Raw genomic sequence first — 19,428 nt, 5'->3', positions numbered from 1 at the left:
CCGCGTAACACGACGCCGCACATTTGGGCGGGAGGGCCACCCCCGTGCGAGCCTGTCGCCACGCCGACGAAAGGAGAGTGCCGCATGGGCGCGCAGGAAGACGCCGGATTCTCGACCCGGCAGGTGCACGTGGGCGCGTCGACCGCGACCGCCTCGCCGCGAGCGACGCCCATCTACCTGACCGCAGGCTTCACTTTCTCGGATCTCGACGAGTCGGCCGCGCACTTCGCCACCGGCAGCGGGTTCGGCTACAGCCGGACCGGCAACCCCACGGTGCACGCGGTCGAGGAGAGGATCGCGTCGCTCGAAGGCGGCGACCAGGCGATCCTCGTCTCGAGCGGGCAAGCGGCCGTCACCGTGGCGCTCCTGGGTCTCGCCGGAGCCGGTGACCACCTCGTGGTCTCGGAACACATCTACGAGGGCACACGGGGACTGCTCCTGGACAACCTCGCCCGCCTGGGCATCGAGACGACCTTCGTCGACACGTCCGACCTCGACGCGTGGCGAGACGCCATCACCCCGCGCACGAAAGCGCTCTTCGCCGAGACCCTCTCCAACGCCCGCAACGACGTCCTGGACGTCGCCGCGGTGTCCGCGATCGGTGCCGAGCGCGGCATCCCACTGGTCGTGGACAGCACGTTCACCACCCCGTATCTCCTCCGCCCGCTCGAGCACGGTGCGGCGGTCGTCGTGCATTCCGCGAGCAAGTTCCTCGCCGGGCAGGGTGCTGTCCTGGGCGGCGTGATCATCGACGACGGGCGTTTCGACGCCGCCGCCTCCGGTCACCTCTTTCCGCACCTCGCCCACAGCGACCGCCTGGGCGGGCCGAGCTACGCCGAGAAGTACGGTCGCCGCGCGCGCGGGCAGTACCTGCGTGAAAGCGTCGCGCCGCGCTTCGGTCCGTCCCCCTCGCCGCTCAACGCCTTCCTCATCGGGCAGGGCGTCGAGACCCTCAGCCTGCGCATGGAGCGGCAGTCGGCCAACGCGCTCGCGGTCGCGCGCTGGCTCGAGGCCCGCCCCGAGGTCGAGCGGGTCGATTACGTCGGTCTCCCCTCGCATCCGCACCACGCGCTCGGACGCCGCTACCTCACGCGCGGCAGTGGGTCGGTGTTCACCGTGACGCTCCGCGGCGGGCTCGATGCGGCACGACACGTCGTGCAGTCGGTGCGGCTCATCACGCACATGACGCACCTCGGTGACGTCCGCTCCCTCATCCTCCACCCGCAGAGCACGAGCCACTCCGGCCGGACCGTGGCCGAGCGCGAACTCGCGGGGGTCTTCCCGGGCACTGTGCGTCTGTCCATCGGGATCGAAGACGTCGACGACCTCGTGGCCGACCTCGACCAGGCCCTCGACAGCGTGGCATCCGTCGCCACCGGCGGTCGGCGAACGGATGCCGGCACCCGGGGCTCCGAGCGAGAGGTGGTCGTACTGTGACGCGCCCGCAGCACTTCGGGTGGTTCCTCGCGCGCGGGTTCGGACCGCACGGCTGGGGTCACCCCTACCTGCGGTGGAACCACCGCTGGACAGAGCCCGGGCTCTACCAGGACTCCGCGCGGACCCTCGAACAGGCGGGCTTCGACCTGCTCATCATCGAGGACGCGCCTTCGCTCGGCAGCGCCGAGACGATCGACCTGCGGGTGCGGCACGCGTTCGGCGGGCCCAAGCACGATCCGCTCCTGCTCGCCCCCTACCTCTTCGCCGCGACCCGGCACCTCGGCGTCGTGCCCACCGTCAACCCGGCGGCCTACCTCCCCTACACCGCGGCTCGGCAGTTCGCGACGCTGCAGCACCTGAGCGGTCACCGGCTGGGTCTCAACGTCGTCACCGACACCGGCAGCGCGAGGCACTTCTCGACCGCGCCTCAGCTCGGACACGACGCCGCGTACGACCGCGCCGAGGAGTGGGTGGACGGTCTGCGCTCGCTGTGGCGCAGCTGGGGCGACGGTGCGCTCGTCGAGGACGAAGAGACCGGCGTGTACGCCGACGGAAACCTCCTGACTGCGACGTCGCACCGCGGCGAGTACTTCGGATTCGACGGCCCCCTCAACGCGGTGCCCTTCACCGACGGGGAACCGGCGATCGTCTCGCCCGGGGGATCCGGTCGCGGCCTCGCCTTCGCGGGGCGGAACTCGGACGTGCAACTGGCTCTCGCGCCGCTCGACGAGCAGAGCATCCGCGCCTACCGGCGGCGCATCCACGCCGCCGCCGAGGCAGCCGGACGCGCACCGAGCGACGTGAAGATCCTCTTCGCCATCCAGCCCGTGCTCGTCTCATCGCCGGAGGAAGCCGATCGGCTCGTGGCCGCATCGGCCCATCCCGACGACGCCGCGTTGCTGACCATCGCCTGCAAGCAATCGAGCGACCTCGAGACCGATCTCACCGGTCTCGACCTCGATCGCCCGCTGGATCGTGCGATCTTCGGCGAACACGTGTCGGAAGGGAGCATTCGCCGCCTCGTCGGAAAGCACGAGCCGGACGCTCCCCTGCGCGCAATCCTGGCATCCCACGCGCGTCTGGGACGACTGACCGACGGTTCCGGTTTCGTCGGCACGGCGAGCGAGTTCGCCGACCGCATCGAGGAGCTCGGCGAGTGGGGCAACGACGGGGTGCTCTTGTGGGGCGACCTGCACCCGGTTACGGTGCACCGGCTGCTCGACGATCTCGTGCCGATCCTCCGCCGCCGTGGCATCCTGCGCGAGGAGTACGTCGACGGCGGACTCGGAGCGAACCTCCGCGCGTTCTGACCGCCGGCGCACCTCGCTCCACAGGTGGTGCATGTCCCACTTTGTGCAAATCTCGACGCCGCATCCTGCACAAAGTGGGACACGGATGCCGGGCGCAGACGTCAATCGCGTCGAGGCTGCTCCACCGTCGGCGGGGTTCCCTTCTCGTCGGCGACCTGTGCGGCCGCATCCTGCGGTCCCGCGGTGGAGGGTTCACGACGCGACGCGACGAGGCTCGCGATCGTCGCGACGGCCATCGACAGCACGATGACGGCGAGGGAGACCCACGTCGAGATCTCGGGCGCCCACTCGATCGGCTCTCCGCCGTTGAGGAAGGGCAGCTCGTTGACGTGCATCGCGTGGAGGATGAGCTTCACGCCGATGAACGCGAGGATGAAGGCGATGCCGTAGTGCAGGTAGCGCAGACGCTCCAGCAGATCGCCGAGCAGGAAGTACAGCTGCCGCAGTCCCATGAGGGCGAAGAGGTTGGCGGTGAAGACGATGAACGGGCTCTGCGTGATGCCGAAGATGGCCGGGATCGAGTCGATCGCGAAGAGGAGGTCGGTCACACCGATCGCCGCGAAGACGATGATCATGGGCGTGAACACGCGCTTGCCGTCGATGCGGGTCAGCACCTTCTTGCCGTCGTAGGAGTCGCTGATGGGCAGCACGCGGCGCAGCATCCGGACGATGAAGCTCTCTTTGCGTTCGTCATCGTCGTGATCGTCGCCGGGGAAGGCCTGGCGGACGGCCGTGTAGATGAGGAATGCGCCGAAGACGTAGAAGATCGGACTGAAGTTCTCGATGATCGTCGCGCCCACGAGGATGAACGCACCGCGCAGGACCAGGGCGATGATGATGCCCACCATCAGCACTTCCTGCTGGTAGCGGCGCGGCACGGCGAACTGCCCCATGATCAGGACGAACACGAACAGGTTGTCGATCGACAGGCTGTACTCGGTGAGCCACCCGGCGACGAACTGCCCCGCGACCTCTCCCCCGGCGGCGGCCCACAGGACCCCGGCGAAGATCAACGCGAGAGTGACGTAGAAGACCACCCACAGGGTCGATTCCTTGGGCGAGGGGATGTGGGGGCGCTTGAGGATGAGGAGAAGATCCGCGGCGAGGATCAGCACCAGCACCACCAGGGTCACCGTCTGGAACACCGGGTCCAGCTGCAGCTCCATGAGGGCCTTTCGTCGGGGGAAACGCTGAAGTCTATCGACCTCGGCCCCGCGCCGGGGTCATCGGACGGAACACGCGTGAGACGATGCCGCACGCGCGGACACCTCTAGGTGAGAGAGTGCTCGCACGGGTACCGGACAGAGGGAACGGATGCCATGACCGACGACGTGATCGACGACAGGGCGCTGGTCGCGCGCGCCGCCGGCGGGTCGGAGGCGGCGTTCCGGTCGCTCTATCGCGCGTACGTGCGCCCGGTCTATTGGATCGCCTACGGCCTGGTGCACGACGAGGCCGATGCGGAGGACGTCGCGCAAGAGACGTTCGTCGTCGCGTGGCGGAAGCTTCCGAAGCTGACGCTCGAGGGGACGTCGCTCCTGCCCTGGCTGGCGACCGTGTGCCGACTGCAGGCGCAGAATCGCCTGCGGTCCCGCCACCGCCGCGGGACGACCGCGGAACTCGACGAACGGATCCCCGCGCTCGTCGACGTCGAGAACCAGGTCGTCGAGGCCGAGACCGTGGCAACGATCCTCGCGACCGTCGACGGTCTCGGCGAGCTCGACCGCGAGATCTTCCGGCTGTGCGCCGCCGAGGGCTACGGCTACCAGGCCGCCGCCGACTCCCTCGGCGTCTCGCACGGCACCGTGCGCAACCGCCTCTCCCGCATCCGTTCCCGGGTGCGCGCCACCGCGATGGAGACGGAGACCCCATGACCACGCCCACCCTTCCCCCTCTCCGCGACGACCGCGTGGATGCCATCGAGTCCGCGGTCTTCGCACGCATCGCCGACGAGCGCGTGACCCGGCGTCGACGCCGACGCGGCGTATGGACGGGCATCGGGGCCGCCGCGGCCGTGCTCGTCGTCGCCGCCGTCATCGGTCCGGCGCTTTCGACGCCGACCGGGACATCCGGATCGAGCATCTCCGGCGTCAGCGAAGCCGGCGGTGCCGTTGACCCCGGCCTCGGTGTCGACGCCCCCGACGAGGGACTCCGCGACGTCAGCGGTCAGGCCCTCCCGGAGATGTCGGCCGGGGGCGCGGCGGACTCCTCGACCGCGACACCTGCCGGGCGCGACATCATCGCCACCGGTTCCAGCACGATCGAGGTCGACGACGTCCGCGCCGCGATCGACCGCGTGTCGGATGCCGCGGCCGCGGCGGGCGGCTACGTCGAATCGTCGCAGGTCGGGGGCGGCGGGGGTGTCGTTCCCCTGGACGGCGCGGCGCCGGAATCGACCACGGTCTCCTCGGGATGGATCACGGTCCGCGTGCCGGCCGACGCTCTCGCCTCGGTCATGGACGGCCTCTCAGAGGTCGGCGAGGTCACCGCGACGAGCGTGACGCGCTCGGATGTCACCGAGCAGACGGTCGACCTGAGAGCCCGTGTGGCCGCCGGCGAGGCATCCGTCGCCCGGCTCACCGAGCTGATGACGCAAGCCGGGTCGGTGGCCGACCTCATCGCGGCCGAGAGCGCGCTCGCCGAGCGGCAGGCGCAGCTGGACTCCGACCGGCAGGTGCTGCAGTCGCTCGAGTCACAGGTGGCGATGTCGTCGCTCAGCGTTCAGCTGAACGTCCGGTCAGAGACCGTCGTCGCCGACCCGGCGGGCTTCGGCGACGGCCTCGTCGCCGGATGGAACGGTCTGATCGCCACGCTCAACGGCGTCGTCATCGGCCTCGGCTTCCTGCTGCCGTGGATCGCCGTGGCGGGAGTTCTGCTGCTGATCGTGTGGGGCGTTCGACGCATCGTGCGTGCACGTCGGGGGGCGCACGAGGCGTAGGGCGGTGGGGCTGCCGAGACCGCACGGGCGCCGCCCTGCTTCGCCCTTCGGCTCTCCGCTGAGCGGCCCCGCCAGAACGAGAAGAAGCCCCGACCATTCGGTCGAGGCTTCTTCTCGTTGGTGACCCCAGCGGGATTCGAACCCGCGTTACCGCCGTGAGAGGGCGGCGTACTAGGCCGCTATACGATGGGGCCGCGTCGCAACCGTTCAAGTATGCACCACGGATGCCGCGCACGACAAATCGGGCCGCGAATGACTCGCAGCCCGGGCGTGTCCCGCCCACGGTACCGCGCGAGGGCCCGAGGGGGAAGATCCGGGGCGAATCCCACACCACTCGTTCACCCGTGGCATCCCGAGCGCCTCGCGTCCAGCGGTTGCACGCTCCCCTACCGGAGGGTTGACTCGCACCCATGCAGGTCACCAAACACGAACACGCGGCTCTGGTGCTCACCGAGGCCGGTCATTCCCTGGTCATCGACCCCGGCACCTTCACCTCGCCGCTGGAGGATCTCACCGGCCTCGTCGGCGTCGTCATCACGCACGAGCACCCCGACCACTGGACGCCCGAGCATCTCACCCGCGTGCAGAAGGCGCACCCGGGCCTGCCGATCTACGGCCCCGAGGGTGTTCGTAAAGCCGCGGCGGGATTCGATGTCACCGCGGTCCACCCGGGCGACACTCTCGACCTCGGACCCTTCCACCTCGAGTTCTTCGGCGGACGGCACGAGGTGATCCACGAGTCCATCCCGGTGGTCGACAACGTCGGCGTCCTGGTCAACGATGCGTTCTTCTACCCCGGCGACTCCTACACGGTCCCGAAGCACACCTCCGTCAAGCTCCTCGCCGCTCCCGTCGGAGCGCCCTGGCTGAGGATCGCCGACGCGATGGACTACGTGCTGGCGGTCAAGCCGGAGCGCGCCTTCGCCACACACGACATGACCCTGTCGGTTGCCGGCAAGCAGATGGGCGACGCCCGCCTCACCTGGGCCGTCGAGCAGAACGGTGGATCCTTCGTCGACCTCGGCCCCGGCGACTCCACCGAGGTCTGACCCCGCCGTTCGGCGGCACCGGGGCGGAGGCCGCCCCACAACTCCGGCAGAACCGGAACGCCGTCCCCCACAGGGCCCATAGTGGGCGATCCCGCAGGAGTTGTGCCGGCCCAGCCCGACGGTCACTGACCGCCGCACACGCTGCCTCGGCAAGAGAACAAAACACCGGATGCCACGAGCCCTACGGCCCGTGGCATCCGGTGTTCTGCGGGAGATACGGCTTATTGCGCGTCGAGGTCCGTCTCGAGGAGCGCGACGAGCTCGTCGAGCGCCTGCTCGGCACCCTCACCCTCGGCCTTCAGCGTCACGACCGTGCCGTGACCGGCGCCGAGACCCATCAGCGAGAGGATGCTGCCCGCGTTGAGGTCGGGGCCGCCCGCGGCCGAAATGGTGACGGGCACCTTCTTCTCCTGCACGGCCTGCACGAAGAGCTTCGCGGGGCGGGCGTGCAGACCCGAGCTGCTGGCGATGGTGGCCTGACGTTCTGCCATGGTGAATCCTTCCGATCCGACGGGGTCTTAGGCCGCGACCTGGGCTGCCGGCGCAGCTTCGGCGACGACGGCGTCCTTGGTGCTGCGGCCGATGCCCTTCAGGGCGACGACGATGAGCGCCGTCACGACGGTACCCGCAGCGATCGCGAGGGCAAAACCCCAGAACGGGTTGATCGCGAAGAACACGAAGACGCCGCCGTGGGGGGCGAAGGACTGCACCCCGATGAGCATGCTCAGGCCACCGGTGATCGCACCTCCGACCATCGACGCGGGGATGACGCGCAGCGGGTCGGCCGCCGCGAACGGGATCGCGCCCTCGGAGATGAACGAGGCGCCCAGCAGCCACGCGGCCGCACCGTTCTCGCGCTCGACGGGCGTGAACTTCGGCCGGGCCAGGACGGTGGATGCCAGAGCCATCGCCAGCGGCGGCACCATGCCGGCGGCCATCACGGCGGCCATGATGAGGTACGGAGCCGTGTTGGTCTGGGTCGCGGCGGCCAGCCCCGTGGTGGCGAAGACGTAGGCGACCTTGTTGACCGGTCCGCCGAGGTCGAAGCACATCATGAGGCCGAGGATGACGCCCAGGACGATGGCACCCGCGCTGGATGCGGCGAGCGAGGTGAGCCCCTCGGTGAGCGCCGCCATGAGCGCGGCGATGGGGCGGCCGAGGAACAGGATCATCAGACCCGAGGCGAAGATCGAGCCCAGGAACGGCACGATCACGACGGGCATGAGGCCGCGCAGCCACCGCGGGGCGTCGAACCGGCCGAGCCACCACGCGATGAAACCGGCGAGCAGACCGCCGATGATGCCGCCGATGAAGCCCGCGTTCATGAGGACCGCGACGGCGCCGGCCACGAAACCGGGGGCGATACCGGGGCGGTCGGCGATCGCGTAGGCGATGAATCCGGCGAGCACCGCGACGATGAAGCCCATCGACGTCGCACCGATCATGAACGCCACGGATCCGAGGTACTGGCCCACGGGTCCGAGCGGCGACGTGATGTCGTCGGTGGGAAGATCCCACAGCGAGTTCTGGATGATCACGTTCGCCGCGTTCTGCGTGACCTGGTACCCGCCGAGCAGGAAGCCGAGCGCGATGAGCAGACCGCCACCGGCGACGAACGGGATCATGTAGCTGACGCCCGTGAGCAGCCACCGCTGGATACGGCGACCGACCGATTGCTGGGCGACAGGAGCGTCCGACGCGGATGCCGCAGCGGCACCGCCCTGCACGCGCGCCGCGTTCGGGTTCTCGGAAGCGGCGATCGCCTCGGCGATGAGCTGCTTCGGCTGTTCGATGCCGCGCTTGACACCCGCGCGGACGACCGGCTTGCCGGCGAACCGCTGCGGCTCCCGCACGTCGACGTCGACGGCGAAGATCACGGCGTCGGCGTCATCGATCACGCTTTGCGGCAGCGCCTTGTAGCCGCTCGAGCCCTGCGGCTCGACGACGAGTTCGACGCCGTCCGTCTCGGCGCCCGCCGCGGTCAGGGCGTCCGCCGCCATGAACGTGTGGGCGATGCCGGTCGCGCAGGCCGTGACGGCGACGATCTTCGTCGTCTTCGTCGCGGTGGCGGTGCGCGCCTCGGCGCGCGTCGCTGCGGGCACCGGGGTGGCCGCGGCCGCGGAGGGCGACTCGGCGGGGGTGATGGCATCCGTGATGATGCGCACCGCGTCGGCCGGAGTCGCCGCGGCACGCAGACCGCCCGTGAACTCGGGCTTCATGAGGCTGCGCGCCAGCTGCGACAGCACGGCGAGATGGGCCTCGTCGGCGCCGGAGGGCGCGGCGATGAGGAACACGATGTCGGCGGGACCGTCCGGCGCACCGAAATCGACGCCGGGAGACAGCCGCGCGAAGGCCAGCGTCGGCTCGGTGACCGAGGCGCTGCGAGCGTGCGGGATGCCGATGCCCCCGGGCAGGCCCGTCTCGTCCTTCTGTTCGCGGGCCCACGCATCGTCGAAGAGTTCCTGGGCGCTCGTCGCGCGGCCCTGCGCGACGACCCGCTCGGCCAGAGCACGGATCACCGACTGCTTGTCGGCTCCCAGGGGCGCGTCGAGACTGACGAGCTCCGGTGTGATGATGTCGGACATTGTCTTGTGACCTTTCGTGGTCAGGATGTTGCGGTGGGTGTGGAGAGGACGGTCACGGCGATCGGCCCGTCGGGCAGGTCGGCCGGTGTCGGGGGTTGTGTCCCCGGCAGGGTCGCCGCAGCGGCGCCGTACGCGATGCTGCGGGCGAGGCGTTCGGGGGCCGGGGCCCCCTCGAGATCGGCGAGCAGGTACCCGGCGAGCGAGCTGTCGCCCGCGCCCACCGTGCTGGCGACCCGAATCCGGGGAGCGCGTCCGCGCCAGGCGCCGTCGGCATCGAACAGCAGCGCGCCATCGGCACCGAGGGTCACGAGAGCGGATGCCACGCGATCGGGCACGAGAGCCGAGGCTCGTCTTGTCGCGTCGGCGACGATGTCACCGTCGCCCAAGGCATCCTCGCCGAGGAGTTCGGCGAGCTCTTCGTGGTTGGGCTTGATGAGGTCGGGGTGGGCCGTGGCGACGACGGCGGCCAGGGCGGCCCCCGAGGCGTCGACGGCGATGCGGGGCGCCGCGGCGCCCCAGCGGTCGCGGACGGCGGCGATGAGGTCGGCGTAGAACGTCTCCGGCACACCGGGCGGGATCGAGCCGGCGAGGACGAGCCAGGTGGCCCCTTCCGCCGCGTCGACGACTCCTTGGGTGAGGGCTCGCACCTCGGCCGGCGCGAGCTGCGCACCGGGAAGATTGAGCTTCGTCGTCTCCCCCGTCGGGTCGGTGATGGTGAGATTGGCGCGAACGCGGCCCGCGACCGGCACGATCTGCAACGGCACTCCCGCGTCGTCGAGCAGCAGCCGGTAAGGATCGTGATCGTTGACCGGGACGACGGCGCGTGCGGGCGCGCCGGCGGCGGACACGACACGGGCGACGTTGACGCCCTTGCCTCCGGCATCCTCGCGGGACGACGCCGCCCGCTGGACCTCCCCGGGCACGAGGGGCTCCGTCAGGTGAACCGCGCGGTCCGCCGACGGGTTGGCGGTCAGAGTGACGATCATGCGACGCGCACCTCCACGTCGGCTTCGGCGAGAGCCGCGGCCAGGTCCTCGGGCGGCGTTCCGTCGGAGACCAGCACGTCGATCTCATCGAGTCGGGCGAAACGCACCAGCAGCTCCTCGCCGAACTTGGCGGTGTCGGCGACGACCACGACCCGACGTGCGGCCCGGATGATCGCGGTCTTCACGGCCGCCTCTTCGGGGTCGGGTGTACTGAGTCCGAATCCGGCGCTCACGCCGTTGGTCCCGATGAACGCGATGTCGGGGCGCAACTCGCCGATCGTTCGCACGGTGTGCGCGCCGACAGCCGCAGCGGTGACCCCGCGGACCTTCCCACCGATGACCGTGAGGGAGACGCGATCGTCTCCGGCGAGGAGATGTGCCGCCTCGAGGGAATGGGTCACCAGTTCGACCTCGGCCCCGCCCTCTGCCAACACCTGCGGCAGTTCGGCTGCGACGGCGGCTGCGGTGGTGCCCGCGTCGATGAAGATCGAGCCGCGGAAGCCGGGAGTGAGCAGGCGCGTGGCCTCGATAGCGATCGCTCGCTTCGCTTCCCCCTGCCGCAGCCGACGCTCGGAGAGTGACACCTCCGTGGTGCTCGCGCGGTCGATGCCGACCGCGCCACCGTGCACGCGGCGCAGCGAACCGGTGCGCTCCAGGCGGTCGAGGTCTCGACGCACGGTCTCGGTGGTGACGTCGAAACGTCGGGCGAGGTCGACGACGCTGACTCGGCCGATCTCGCGCAGTTCGCGCTCGATGAGCTGTTGGCGCTCCATTGCGTACACGGAATCTCCTTCGAAGATTCCCACACGTTACAACGCAAAACAACAAGAAGCAACACCCCGGTCGGTGCGGATCGCCGAGAAGGATGCGCTTCAGTCCAACCGCAGTCCCACCTCGGAACCCGCCTCAGGCGGAAGCGAGAACGCGGAGCAATCGATGTCGAGCACCTCGCCGCCCGCCATCCTGACCGAGACGATCTGCCGCTCCCCCGCGTCCCGCACCGCAGTGACGACCGCGCGGACCCCGCCCTTCGGATCGAGAGAGATCTGAGAAGGACGCACCACACCGTCCGGGGCGCCCCCACGCAGCACCGGCGGAACATCGACGACGTCGCCGGTCAGACACGCGACTTCGGCCGAGACGGGGTGACGATAGACCTCGCCCGGCGAGCCGATCTGGGCGATGGAGCCATCCCGGAAGACGGCCACCCGGTCAGCGGCCAGGAACGCTTCCGCCCGATCGTGAGTGATGAGCAGGGCGGCGACACCCACCTCGCGCAGCACCGCGCACACTCCCGTCCGCACCTCCGCGCGCAGAGCCGCGTCGAGGGCGTTGAACGGTTCGTCGAGAAGCACCACCCCCGGCCGCGCGGCCAATGCCCGCGCCACCGCGACCCGTTGCCGTTGACCGCCCGACAGCTGATGCGGCAATCGATCGGCGAGGTCCGACAGCTGCACCAGGTCGAGGAGTCGCCGCACCTCCGGATGCGAGGCGGCGCGACGTGCCGACACTCCCGGCAGGCCGTAAGCGACGTTGCCGGCGACCGTGCGACGCGGGAACAGCGCACCGTCCTGCGGAACGAGACCGACCCCGCGACGGTGCGTCGGCACCGCCGTGATGTCGCGCCCGTCGAAGGAGATACCGCCCGACGTCAGCGGATGCAGTCCCGCGATCATTCGAAGGAGGGTGCTCTTCCCACTCCCCGAAGGGCCCAGCACCGACACGATCTCGCCTCGAGAGACGTCGAGATCGACACCGTCGACCACGGCCCCACGTCCATAGCCGCCGGAGACCGCGTGCAGTCGGAGGGTCATCGATCAGCCTCCCCCAGCGAACGGATGCCGCGCGCCATCGCCAGCGCCGGTACGAGACCGACGGCGACCAGGAGCAGTGCGGGCCACGCCGCCGCCCCGTAGGCCCCCGCGCTCGTGGCCGACCACAGCTCGGTGGCGAGGGTGTCCACCCCGATCGGGCGGAGCAGGAGGGTAGCGGGCAGCTCCTTCATCACCGCGGCCATGACGAGCACTCCCCCCGCCAGGATCCCGGGACCCGCGCTGGACAGCGTCACTCGGCACCACGCGACGAAGGGTCCATCGCCGAGGGTGCGCGCGGCGTCCTCGAGCGACGGCGGCACCCCGGCAAAGGCCGCTCTGCTCGACACGATCGCCTTGGGAAGGAACAGCACTGCGTAGGCGGCGACCAGGGCGCCCGCACCCTGATAGGCGCCGGGCGCCACCGCGAGCGTGAGAGCCACCAGGGCGAGCGCCGCGACGAGGCCCGGCAGTGCATGCCCCATCGAGCTGACGGTCTCGAGCACCCGCACGAGTCGCGTGCGATGTCTCGCACCGAGCCAGGCCACGGGAAGTGCGGCCAGCACGGTGAGCACTGCCGCACCCACTCCCAACGCGAGGGTCGACATCGCGGCATCCCCCAGCTCCTGCGCGGTCGCGGCGTAGCGGCCCGCCATCGGAGCCCGAGCGACCAGGGCTCCCAGCGGGACCAGCACGGCCGCCGCACCGATGAGCGTCAGGGCGGCAAGGACGCCGACCGTGGCCGCTCGGCTCAGGACCAGTGGCGCGGGCGGCGCCGTACTCGCACCGGCCCGGGCGCCGGCCCGGCGGCGTGCGCCGGACTCCGCGGCGACGCAGACCGCGCCCAGAAGGGCCAGCACGAGCCCCAGGGCCGCGGACAGCGCGCGATCGAAACCGCCCGTGAACTGGGCGTAGATTCCGGTGGTGAGCGTATCCACTCGCAGGAGGGCGGGCGCTCCGAAGTCCGACAGGGCGTACAGGGCGGCGAGAAGCGTGCCGGCGAGAGCCGCCGGAATCACCTGAGGCAGCGTGCCGACGACGAAGGCACGAGCCGGAGAGCTGCCGAGGGTGCGAGCGGCGTCGGTGATCGAAGCGTCCATTCGGGCGAACGCCACCATGGTCGGCACCGTGACGTAGGGCGCGGTGACCAGCACGAGGAGCACGACCAGAGGACCGACCCCCGAGAGCCCCGGTACCGCGGAGATCCAACCGAACGCCGCGACGTAACTGGGGAGCGCCATCGGTGCGCACGCCACCACGCGCCACAGCGCCCGTGCGGGCAGGCGCACGCGGACGAGCGCCCACGCGGTGGCGACGCCGAGAGCGAGAGCCCCCGCCGCGGTTGCGAAAGCGATCCCGACGGTGGCGATCAGCAGGTCCATGGTCCGGGAACGGAACACCACGGCGGCAACGGCCCCGACATCACCCGACCCCACCCGCACCACCAGCTGGACGAGGGGGGCGGCGACCGCTGCAGCGACGAGGGTGGCGAGGGCGAGCGCGAACACCGGGGGGCCCGTTCGCACGATGGCGGCCCCCCGGTGTCCGTGGCGTTCGTGAACCGTCAGAGCAGCCCCGCTTGCGTCAGCATCGCGACCGTCTCCCGGACGGAGGAGAGCGACGACAGGTCGATGTCGGGCCCCCCGAGCTCCGACAGCTCGGGGACACCTGCCGGCGAGGGGACGCCCGCGACGAGGGGGTACTCCGACGTCTCCTCGGCGAAGTACCTCTGCGCGTCCTCCGAAACGAGGAACTGCACGAAATCCCGGGCAGCTCGCGAGTCGGCGGCCCCTTCGAGGATTGCGGCACCGGTGACGTTCACGAGGGCCGACACGGTGCCGGGGTCACCGAACTTCAGCTGCGCTCGCAGCGTTGACGGATCCTGCTCCGAGCGTGCCCAGTAGTAGTGGTTGATGAGCCCGAGAGGAACGGCGCCGTTGTTGACGGCTTCGAGCACCTCTCCGTTCTTCGCATAAATCTGCGGCTCGTTCGCGACCATCCCCTCCAGCCACTCGCGCGCACGCTCCTCGCCCTCCTCGACGCGCAGCGCCGTGAGGAAAGCCTGGAAGGAGGCGTTCGAGGGCACGATGGCGACCTTGCCCTTCCATTCCGGCTCCGTCAGCGCGAACACGTCGCCGGGGACCTGATCGGCCGTGTAGGTCTGGCTGTCGTAGGCGATGACGCGCGCACGACCGGTGAGCCCCACCCAGGAGCCGTTCGCGGACGAGTACTCCGGGGGCACGGCCGACGTGACAACGTCGGGGAGAGTGCTGAGGAGACCCTCGGCCTCCACCGCCCCGAGCGACCCGGAGTCCTGGGAGAGGAACACCTGCGCGGGTGTCCGATCCCCCTCCTCGAGCAGTTGCGCAGCGAGTTCGGTGGAGCCGGCGTAGCGCACCTCGACGTCGATCCCGGATGCCTCTTCGAACCGCGCGATGAGAGGGGCGACGAGTTTCTCGTCTCGACCCGAGTAGACGACGAGCGACGTTTCCTGCTCAGGCGGGGAGGGAACGGCCTGAGGGGCGCCGGTGGCGCACGAGGTGAGGGCGATGGTGCCCACGATGGCGAGTGCGAGCGCGCTGAGGGCGGAACGACGACGAGACATGCTGCTCCTGGACTTCGATGTGGACGGTCGTGATCGCCACAAGATCAGGTTAGCCTTACCTATATCGCCCCTTCCCCCCAAAGTGAGGGAGTCATGCCCGCCGTCAGCCCGGCCGCCCCACCTCTGCGGGTGCTCGTCATCACCGATCAGCGCGTCCACGCTGACCTCCTCGCGTTCGCGCTCGATGCCTCCCCGGCCCTCTCGTGCGCTGCCACGGCGAGCACGCTCGACGAGGGATGCCGAAAGCTCGCGGCCTGCGACGTCGGTGCCGCCGTCATCGACGTGCCGGTCGGAGACGAGGTCGATGTCCGGTCACTCGCCGCCGTTTCCCCCGGGACGCGCATCCTCCTGCTGACCGCTCATCCCACCGTCGGGGCGGCGGCGCGTGCGCTGCGCGGCGGCGCATCGGCGTACCTCGCGAAAGACACGCGCCTCGACGACCTCGTCGACGCGATCCATCACGCCACCCCCGACGACCCACGCATCACCGCGGGGCTCGCGATCACCCCGTTCGACACGTTGTCCCCGCGGCAGCGCGACATCCTCGAGCTCCTCTGCCGGGGATGCCGTCCCGCTCAGATCGCGACCGAGCTCGGTCTGTCACCGCACACCGTCCGCGACCACATCAAGGCCCTGCGCGACGCTCTGGGTGCCCGGTCCCAGCTCGAGGCGGTGGCACTCGCCCTGGCCGGCGGCCACGTCGCCCTGCCTCGACGACGATCACTCACGCGGAGCGCCGTCCGGGGGGCGTCGTCCGTCGTCAGGGTGCGACGACCGAGATCGTGAACGCGATCTCGCGCCCGTCCGGTGCGGTGAGGGTCGCCTGCGTCGTGCCGATCTCGCGCGCCTCGAAGCCGGGGCGGAAGGTCGCCCCGCCCTCGGCCCCGCCCGCGGAGAACTCCGCGATCGCCGGGTCGGTGGTCGTGCCACGCCACTGATCTTCCGTGCCGTCGTCGACCGCGACCACGAGGGCGGTACCGACGATCACGGCCACGTCCGTGCCGTCCAGCTCCCCGGGAGAGACGATCGTCGGGGGCAGCGCCTGCGGCCCTCCGTCCGCACTGACGCTGGCAGACGGCGACGCTCCGGCGGGCGCGGTGGGGGTGGTCGGCGACGCGCAGCCACTGATGACGAACGCGAGCGCGACGACAGCCGTCGCGGCGAACCAGGTACGAGTCACGGGAACCTTCTCTCGGGGCGAGGCCGGAAGCGGATGCCGATTCGGATGCTACCGCGCGGCCCGTCGATGCCCCGACGTTGATACCGCGCGCCCCGTGCCCGGCGGAATCACTGACCGCGCCGGCGCCGGTTGACCGCTACGGCAGTGACCCCGGAAGCGGCGAGAAGGACTCCTCCGATGACCGCGAACAGCCACATCTGGCCGTCCACGCCGGTGCGTGCCAGCCGGCCGCCGTCCGAGGCCGCGGGAGTGGCCGTCGGTGTCACCGTCGCCGTGAAGGTCGGAACGGGGGTCGGCGTGGGCGTCGGGGTCGGTGCCGCAGGTTGCACGCGGACGGTTGCCTCCTGGACGCGCGCCGAGCCGGCGCCCTCCGCCCTCACGAGCATCGACCCGAGCACGGCATCCGTCGACACCACCGTCTCGATCACGGCTGTTCCGGCCGCGTTCGCGATCACGGCGGGAAGGGCCGTACCGCCGAGGGTCACCACCACCGCCTCGCCGTTGCGGAACCCGGTGGCCGTGAACGAGACCGGCTCGCCGCGTGCGGGCTCGTTCTCGGAGGTCAGGAGAACACCGGGGGTACGCGAGGCCGACAGTTCCGCGCACACGTCACCCTGCACGCCGAACGCGGGAACGGACGGTGCACTCTCGACCCCGTCGTCCTCGCGGACCAGGATGCCGGAGAAGTCGCTCGACCCCGAGACCGCCGTCTCGCTGGTGGTGGCCGCCGTCCCCGCGATGGAGACAGGCTCACCTGATGGGTCTTGGTTCCCGACGATGGTGACGGGAACGGCGAGGCACGTCTCGCCGGGTGCGAAGGTGACACGTTCGGCGCCCAGCCCTGCGGGCGGCGCCTCGCCACCCGGCCCGGAGCCGATGCCGACGTAGGCGCTGACCGGTTCATCCGACGGACGGTCGAGCCACACCGCGACAGCAGCCGTCCACGGTTCCGCCTTCTCCTCCACCCGCGTCTCGGCCATGTTCACCGAGGAGCGTGCCACCACCGTCGGTGCCCCCGTGGAAGGGGACTCGAACGCAAGATCCGACAGGTACAGCTCACCCCACGGCACGCCGTCGACACCGACCTGCGGCTCCAGGAGGACCTCGCGCACATCACCGAGGTCGATGCCGACGACGTCGTCGAGGGGAAGCGTGACCTGCTGCAGCACGACCTTGTCCAACGGGAACGCCCCCGCCGGCATCCGCTGGACCGCCCGAAGATTTAGCGACGACGCCGTCGTCGCGAACTCGGCACCAGTGCCGTCGACGAGGGTGATCAGCAGGTCCGTACCGACGTCGACGCGGTCTCCCGGCGCCATCTTGACGGTGAGTGCCGCGCGGTCGCGCACATCGCGCTGTCCTTCCGGCAGGGGGATGCGCAGGGCGGTGGCGCCGGCGATCTCCCACTCGAAGCGCGTGGCCGGGAACAGGGGGACGTACGGGGCCAGGAACGACGGGTTCCAGTGCGGAACCTGCGCGTCGGAGCGCCCCGAGCAGGACGGGCGGGATGCCATGACCATGGCGCCTTCGCACACCTCCGCGGTGGCGTCTCCGTCGAGGATCACGGGGGCTCCCCCGCCGGCGAAGTCGGTGACGAGATCGCTCGCCGATCGCGGCTGCGTCGCGATCACCCGGATGTCGGCGAAGGTCGTGAGGTTCGTCGACGGGGCCACCGTGCCGTCGACGAAACCCTGGTAGCCGGCTTCATCACCGAGGGTCAGGCGGAAGAACCCCGTCATGAGGGTCGCGCCGACCTGGTACTGCTCGGCAGCGGTCAGGCGCGTGGGGTCGGTCGTCGCGCACGCGGACGTCGTGTCGTCGGTGCTCCAATCGTCGGATCCGCCCACGGGGTACTCCCCCGGCGTCCACACCGAACTGAAGAAGTTGTGGTTGGCGCCCATCACCCAGACCGCCGAACGCAGGACGTCGTCGCCGAAGGCGCGGCGCGAGTCGTCGATGTACTTCTGCCCCTGCTGGTCGGCGACGTCGCCGTCGCAGTACGGGAGGACCGCCATCGTCGTGACGTCCGACAGCGTGCGCCGGGCGAAATCCGTCGGCGCCAGCGGAAGCACCGACCGGATGCCGATCGGCTCGGCCGCGGCGGCGTTGAGCTGCGCGGCGGTGACGACGCCCTCTCCGCCGCGGGAGTGACCCATGAGACCGACGCGGGACAGATCGAAGCGGCCCTCGAGGTCGTCCGACGTCAGACCGGCAGGTGCCGCGGGGTGATCCGCGCGCTCGGTCGCGCGGGTCAGGGCGTCGTCAAACGTACGCGAGGCGGCGCCGCCGTCGTCCGGGCGATCCTCGAAGACCACCGCCTCGCCGCGATTCAGCCGCTCGAGCATCCGCAGAGTGTCGAGCACGAGCCGGCCGCGCGCCTGCGCCCCCTGGTCCAGGGTGAATTCGGCATCCGTCGCGTTGATCGCGTTCGCGGAGATCGAGACGACGTTGTACCCGTGGGACGCGAGGGACCGCGCTGTCTTCTCGTAGCCGAGGTAGGACCGGATGACCATGTCGTCTCCGTCGCACGGCCAGACCAGGCCGGCCTCGCCCGATCCGGCATCCCCGCAGGTGACGTGACGACCGTGCTGCAGAAGCACGACGGGGCGCGCGCCGGCGGCGGTCGTCAGGTACAGCTTGCCGGCGACTTCGCCCCGCATGTCGGTGTAGCCGGCGAGGGCGACACTGCGATCGCCGAAGTCGTACTCCGCCTCACGGACGGCGTGAGGACCCGTCTCGGACGGGTCGGCGAGCGGAATGGTGGGGGCAGGAGCGTCCCGCTCCTGCGGTTCGTCACCCCGCGGGGTCGGCGCTCGACGCTGATCGTCCTGCCCCGCGCCGTCCTCCCCCGCTTTGGGGCCGGATCCTGAAGCCCAGCCCCTCACGACCTCCTCCGCCGAGGCGACGCGCTGGTCCGGTGTGGTCAGGGTCAGCGTGCGCCCGCCGTCCGTCGTCCGCGCGATGCCCACCGGTTCGCCATCGACCACGATCGTCGGAGCGTCGCTGACGACCGGCAGGGGCTCCGTCAGCCGCAGGGTGACGGTGTACCCCGCCGGGGCCCTCTCCACCGTCCAGTTCTCCCCCGATGCCACGACGACGTCGTCGGGCGAGAGCGCGGATGCCGGAGCGGCGGCCATTCCCGTCAAGAGCAGAAGCAGGATCGAGACGACGGCCAGGCGGCGACGCCGGGGGCGAGTGAACATCGGGCGGCTCCGGGACGACAGGGCGAACGACCGGAAGCTCACGACGATGCCCCCCCGGTCACGTGATTCACCGCAGTAAAGCAGATCGCCGAGGCGGGGCGCGAGCACGAATCTGATTCCGGAGAGGAATTGCGCGAAGAATGCGCCCAGGAATGACAAAAGCCCGGTCATCGCGAAGCGATAATTCCGGACTTTCTCTCTTGCTGGGGTACCTGGACTCGAACCAAGAACAACTGAACCAGAATCAGCCGTGTTGCCAATTACACCATACCCCAAGGCGCAGAACCGGAGTTCGTGCCGAGGATCAAGCTTACGTGACGCGGC

General features: G+C 70.4%; 16 protein-coding genes and 2 tRNA genes. 6 read left to right on the top strand and 12 right to left on the bottom strand.

What is annotated here, in order from left to right:
- Positions 1-84: 84 nt before the first annotated feature.
- Positions 85-1,437 (top strand): O-acetylhomoserine aminocarboxypropyltransferase/cysteine synthase family protein, encoded by a 1,353-nt coding sequence (locus tag MHY30_RS01365; protein WP_239274715.1) that lies wholly within the window; start codon positions 85-87, stop codon positions 1,435-1,437.
- On the top strand, positions 1,434-2,747 hold the full coding sequence (locus MHY30_RS01360) for an LLM class flavin-dependent oxidoreductase (RefSeq protein WP_239274714.1): 1,314 nt from the start codon (positions 1,434-1,436) through the stop codon (positions 2,745-2,747). The genes MHY30_RS01365 and MHY30_RS01360 overlap by 4 nt, the downstream gene beginning before the upstream one ends.
- 101 nt (positions 2,748-2,848) lie before the next feature.
- Here MHY30_RS01360 and MHY30_RS01355 read toward each other — a convergent pair whose 3' ends face one another.
- Positions 2,849-3,913: a TerC family protein gene (locus MHY30_RS01355; protein ID WP_239274713.1), complete on the bottom strand. Its 1,065-nt coding sequence runs from the start codon at positions 3,911-3,913 to the stop codon at positions 2,849-2,851.
- A gap of 153 nt (positions 3,914-4,066) precedes the next feature.
- Here MHY30_RS01355 and MHY30_RS01350 point away from each other — a divergent pair, with 153 nt between their 5' ends.
- Both MHY30_RS01350 and MHY30_RS01345 read left to right on the top strand, forming a co-directional pair.
- Entirely contained in the window at positions 4,067-4,621 is a 555-nt protein-coding gene (locus MHY30_RS01350; RefSeq protein WP_239274712.1) for an RNA polymerase sigma factor, read from the top strand.
- Positions 4,618-5,685, top strand: coding sequence for a DUF4349 domain-containing protein (locus MHY30_RS01345; RefSeq protein ID WP_239274711.1), 1,068 nt, complete (start codon positions 4,618-4,620; stop codon positions 5,683-5,685). Before MHY30_RS01350 ends, MHY30_RS01345 begins: the two co-directional genes overlap by 4 nt.
- A 118-nt stretch (positions 5,686-5,803) precedes the next feature.
- On the opposite strand, the gene MHY30_RS01340 is transcribed toward MHY30_RS01345, so the two are convergent.
- Positions 5,804-5,879 (bottom strand) — tRNA-Glu (locus tag MHY30_RS01340).
- A 216-nt stretch (positions 5,880-6,095) separates the two neighbouring features.
- Here MHY30_RS01340 and MHY30_RS01335 point away from each other — a divergent pair.
- The gene (locus MHY30_RS01335) at positions 6,096-6,734 is read left to right on the top strand and encodes an MBL fold metallo-hydrolase (RefSeq protein ID WP_239274710.1); all 639 of its coding nucleotides are present in this window, start codon (positions 6,096-6,098) and stop codon (positions 6,732-6,734) included.
- 221 nt (positions 6,735-6,955) lie between these two features.
- On the opposite strand, the gene MHY30_RS01330 is transcribed toward MHY30_RS01335, so the two are convergent.
- From MHY30_RS01330 to MHY30_RS01300, 7 genes are all read right to left on the bottom strand, one after another.
- Positions 6,956-7,225 carry an HPr family phosphocarrier protein gene (locus MHY30_RS01330; protein ID WP_063257512.1) on the bottom strand — a complete coding sequence of 90 codons (270 nt, stop codon included), beginning with the start codon at positions 7,223-7,225 and terminating at the stop codon, positions 6,956-6,958.
- Between the two features lie 27 nt (positions 7,226-7,252).
- The gene (locus MHY30_RS01325) at positions 7,253-9,319 is read right to left on the bottom strand and encodes a fructose-specific PTS transporter subunit EIIC (RefSeq protein WP_239274709.1); all 2,067 of its coding nucleotides are present in this window, start codon (positions 9,317-9,319) and stop codon (positions 7,253-7,255) included.
- A 20-nt stretch (positions 9,320-9,339) separates the two neighbouring features.
- Positions 9,340-10,305: a 1-phosphofructokinase family hexose kinase gene (locus MHY30_RS01320; RefSeq protein ID WP_239274708.1), complete on the bottom strand. Its 966-nt coding sequence runs from the start codon at positions 10,303-10,305 to the stop codon at positions 9,340-9,342.
- Positions 10,302-11,087, bottom strand: coding sequence for a DeoR/GlpR family DNA-binding transcription regulator (locus tag MHY30_RS01315; RefSeq protein ID WP_239274707.1), 786 nt, complete (start codon positions 11,085-11,087; stop codon positions 10,302-10,304). The genes MHY30_RS01320 and MHY30_RS01315 overlap by 4 nt, the downstream gene beginning before the upstream one ends.
- A 90-nt stretch (positions 11,088-11,177) precedes the next feature.
- On the bottom strand, positions 11,178-12,119 hold the full coding sequence (locus MHY30_RS01310) for an ABC transporter ATP-binding protein (protein ID WP_239274706.1): 942 nt from the start codon (positions 12,117-12,119) through the stop codon (positions 11,178-11,180).
- Positions 12,116-13,642 carry an iron ABC transporter permease gene (locus tag MHY30_RS01305; protein WP_239274705.1) on the bottom strand — a complete coding sequence of 509 codons (1,527 nt, stop codon included), beginning with the start codon at positions 13,640-13,642 and terminating at the stop codon, positions 12,116-12,118. Before MHY30_RS01305 ends, MHY30_RS01310 begins: the two co-directional genes overlap by 4 nt.
- A gap of 38 nt (positions 13,643-13,680) precedes the next feature.
- Entirely contained in the window at positions 13,681-14,721 is a 1,041-nt protein-coding gene (locus tag MHY30_RS01300; protein ID WP_239274704.1) for an iron ABC transporter substrate-binding protein, read from the bottom strand.
- A gap of 93 nt (positions 14,722-14,814) precedes the next feature.
- On the opposite strand from MHY30_RS01300, the gene MHY30_RS01295 reads away from it, so the two are divergent.
- Positions 14,815-15,507 (top strand): response regulator transcription factor, encoded by a 693-nt coding sequence (locus MHY30_RS01295; protein ID WP_239274703.1) that lies wholly within the window; start codon positions 14,815-14,817, stop codon positions 15,505-15,507.
- Here the strand turns inward: MHY30_RS01295 and MHY30_RS01290 are convergent.
- The 3 genes from MHY30_RS01290 to MHY30_RS01280 all read right to left on the bottom strand — a co-directional run bounded on the left by MHY30_RS01290 (position 15,482) and on the right by MHY30_RS01280 (position 19,379).
- The gene (locus tag MHY30_RS01290; protein WP_239274699.1) at positions 15,482-15,901 is read right to left on the bottom strand and encodes a hypothetical protein; all 420 of its coding nucleotides are present in this window, start codon (positions 15,899-15,901) and stop codon (positions 15,482-15,484) included. The genes MHY30_RS01295 and MHY30_RS01290 overlap by 26 nt on opposite strands.
- A 107-nt stretch (positions 15,902-16,008) precedes the next feature.
- Entirely contained in the window at positions 16,009-19,104 is a 3,096-nt protein-coding gene (locus tag MHY30_RS01285; protein WP_239274697.1) for a hypothetical protein, read from the bottom strand.
- Between the two features lie 203 nt (positions 19,105-19,307).
- Positions 19,308-19,379 (bottom strand) — tRNA-Gln (locus MHY30_RS01280).
- Positions 19,380-19,428: the final 49 nt, after the last annotated feature.

Source organism: Microbacterium sp. ACRRU, assembly GCF_022346945.1.
Taxonomy (GTDB): domain Bacteria; phylum Actinomycetota; class Actinomycetes; order Actinomycetales; family Microbacteriaceae; genus Microbacterium; species Microbacterium mcarthurae.
This window is presented reverse-complemented; position numbering and strand designations above follow the sequence as displayed.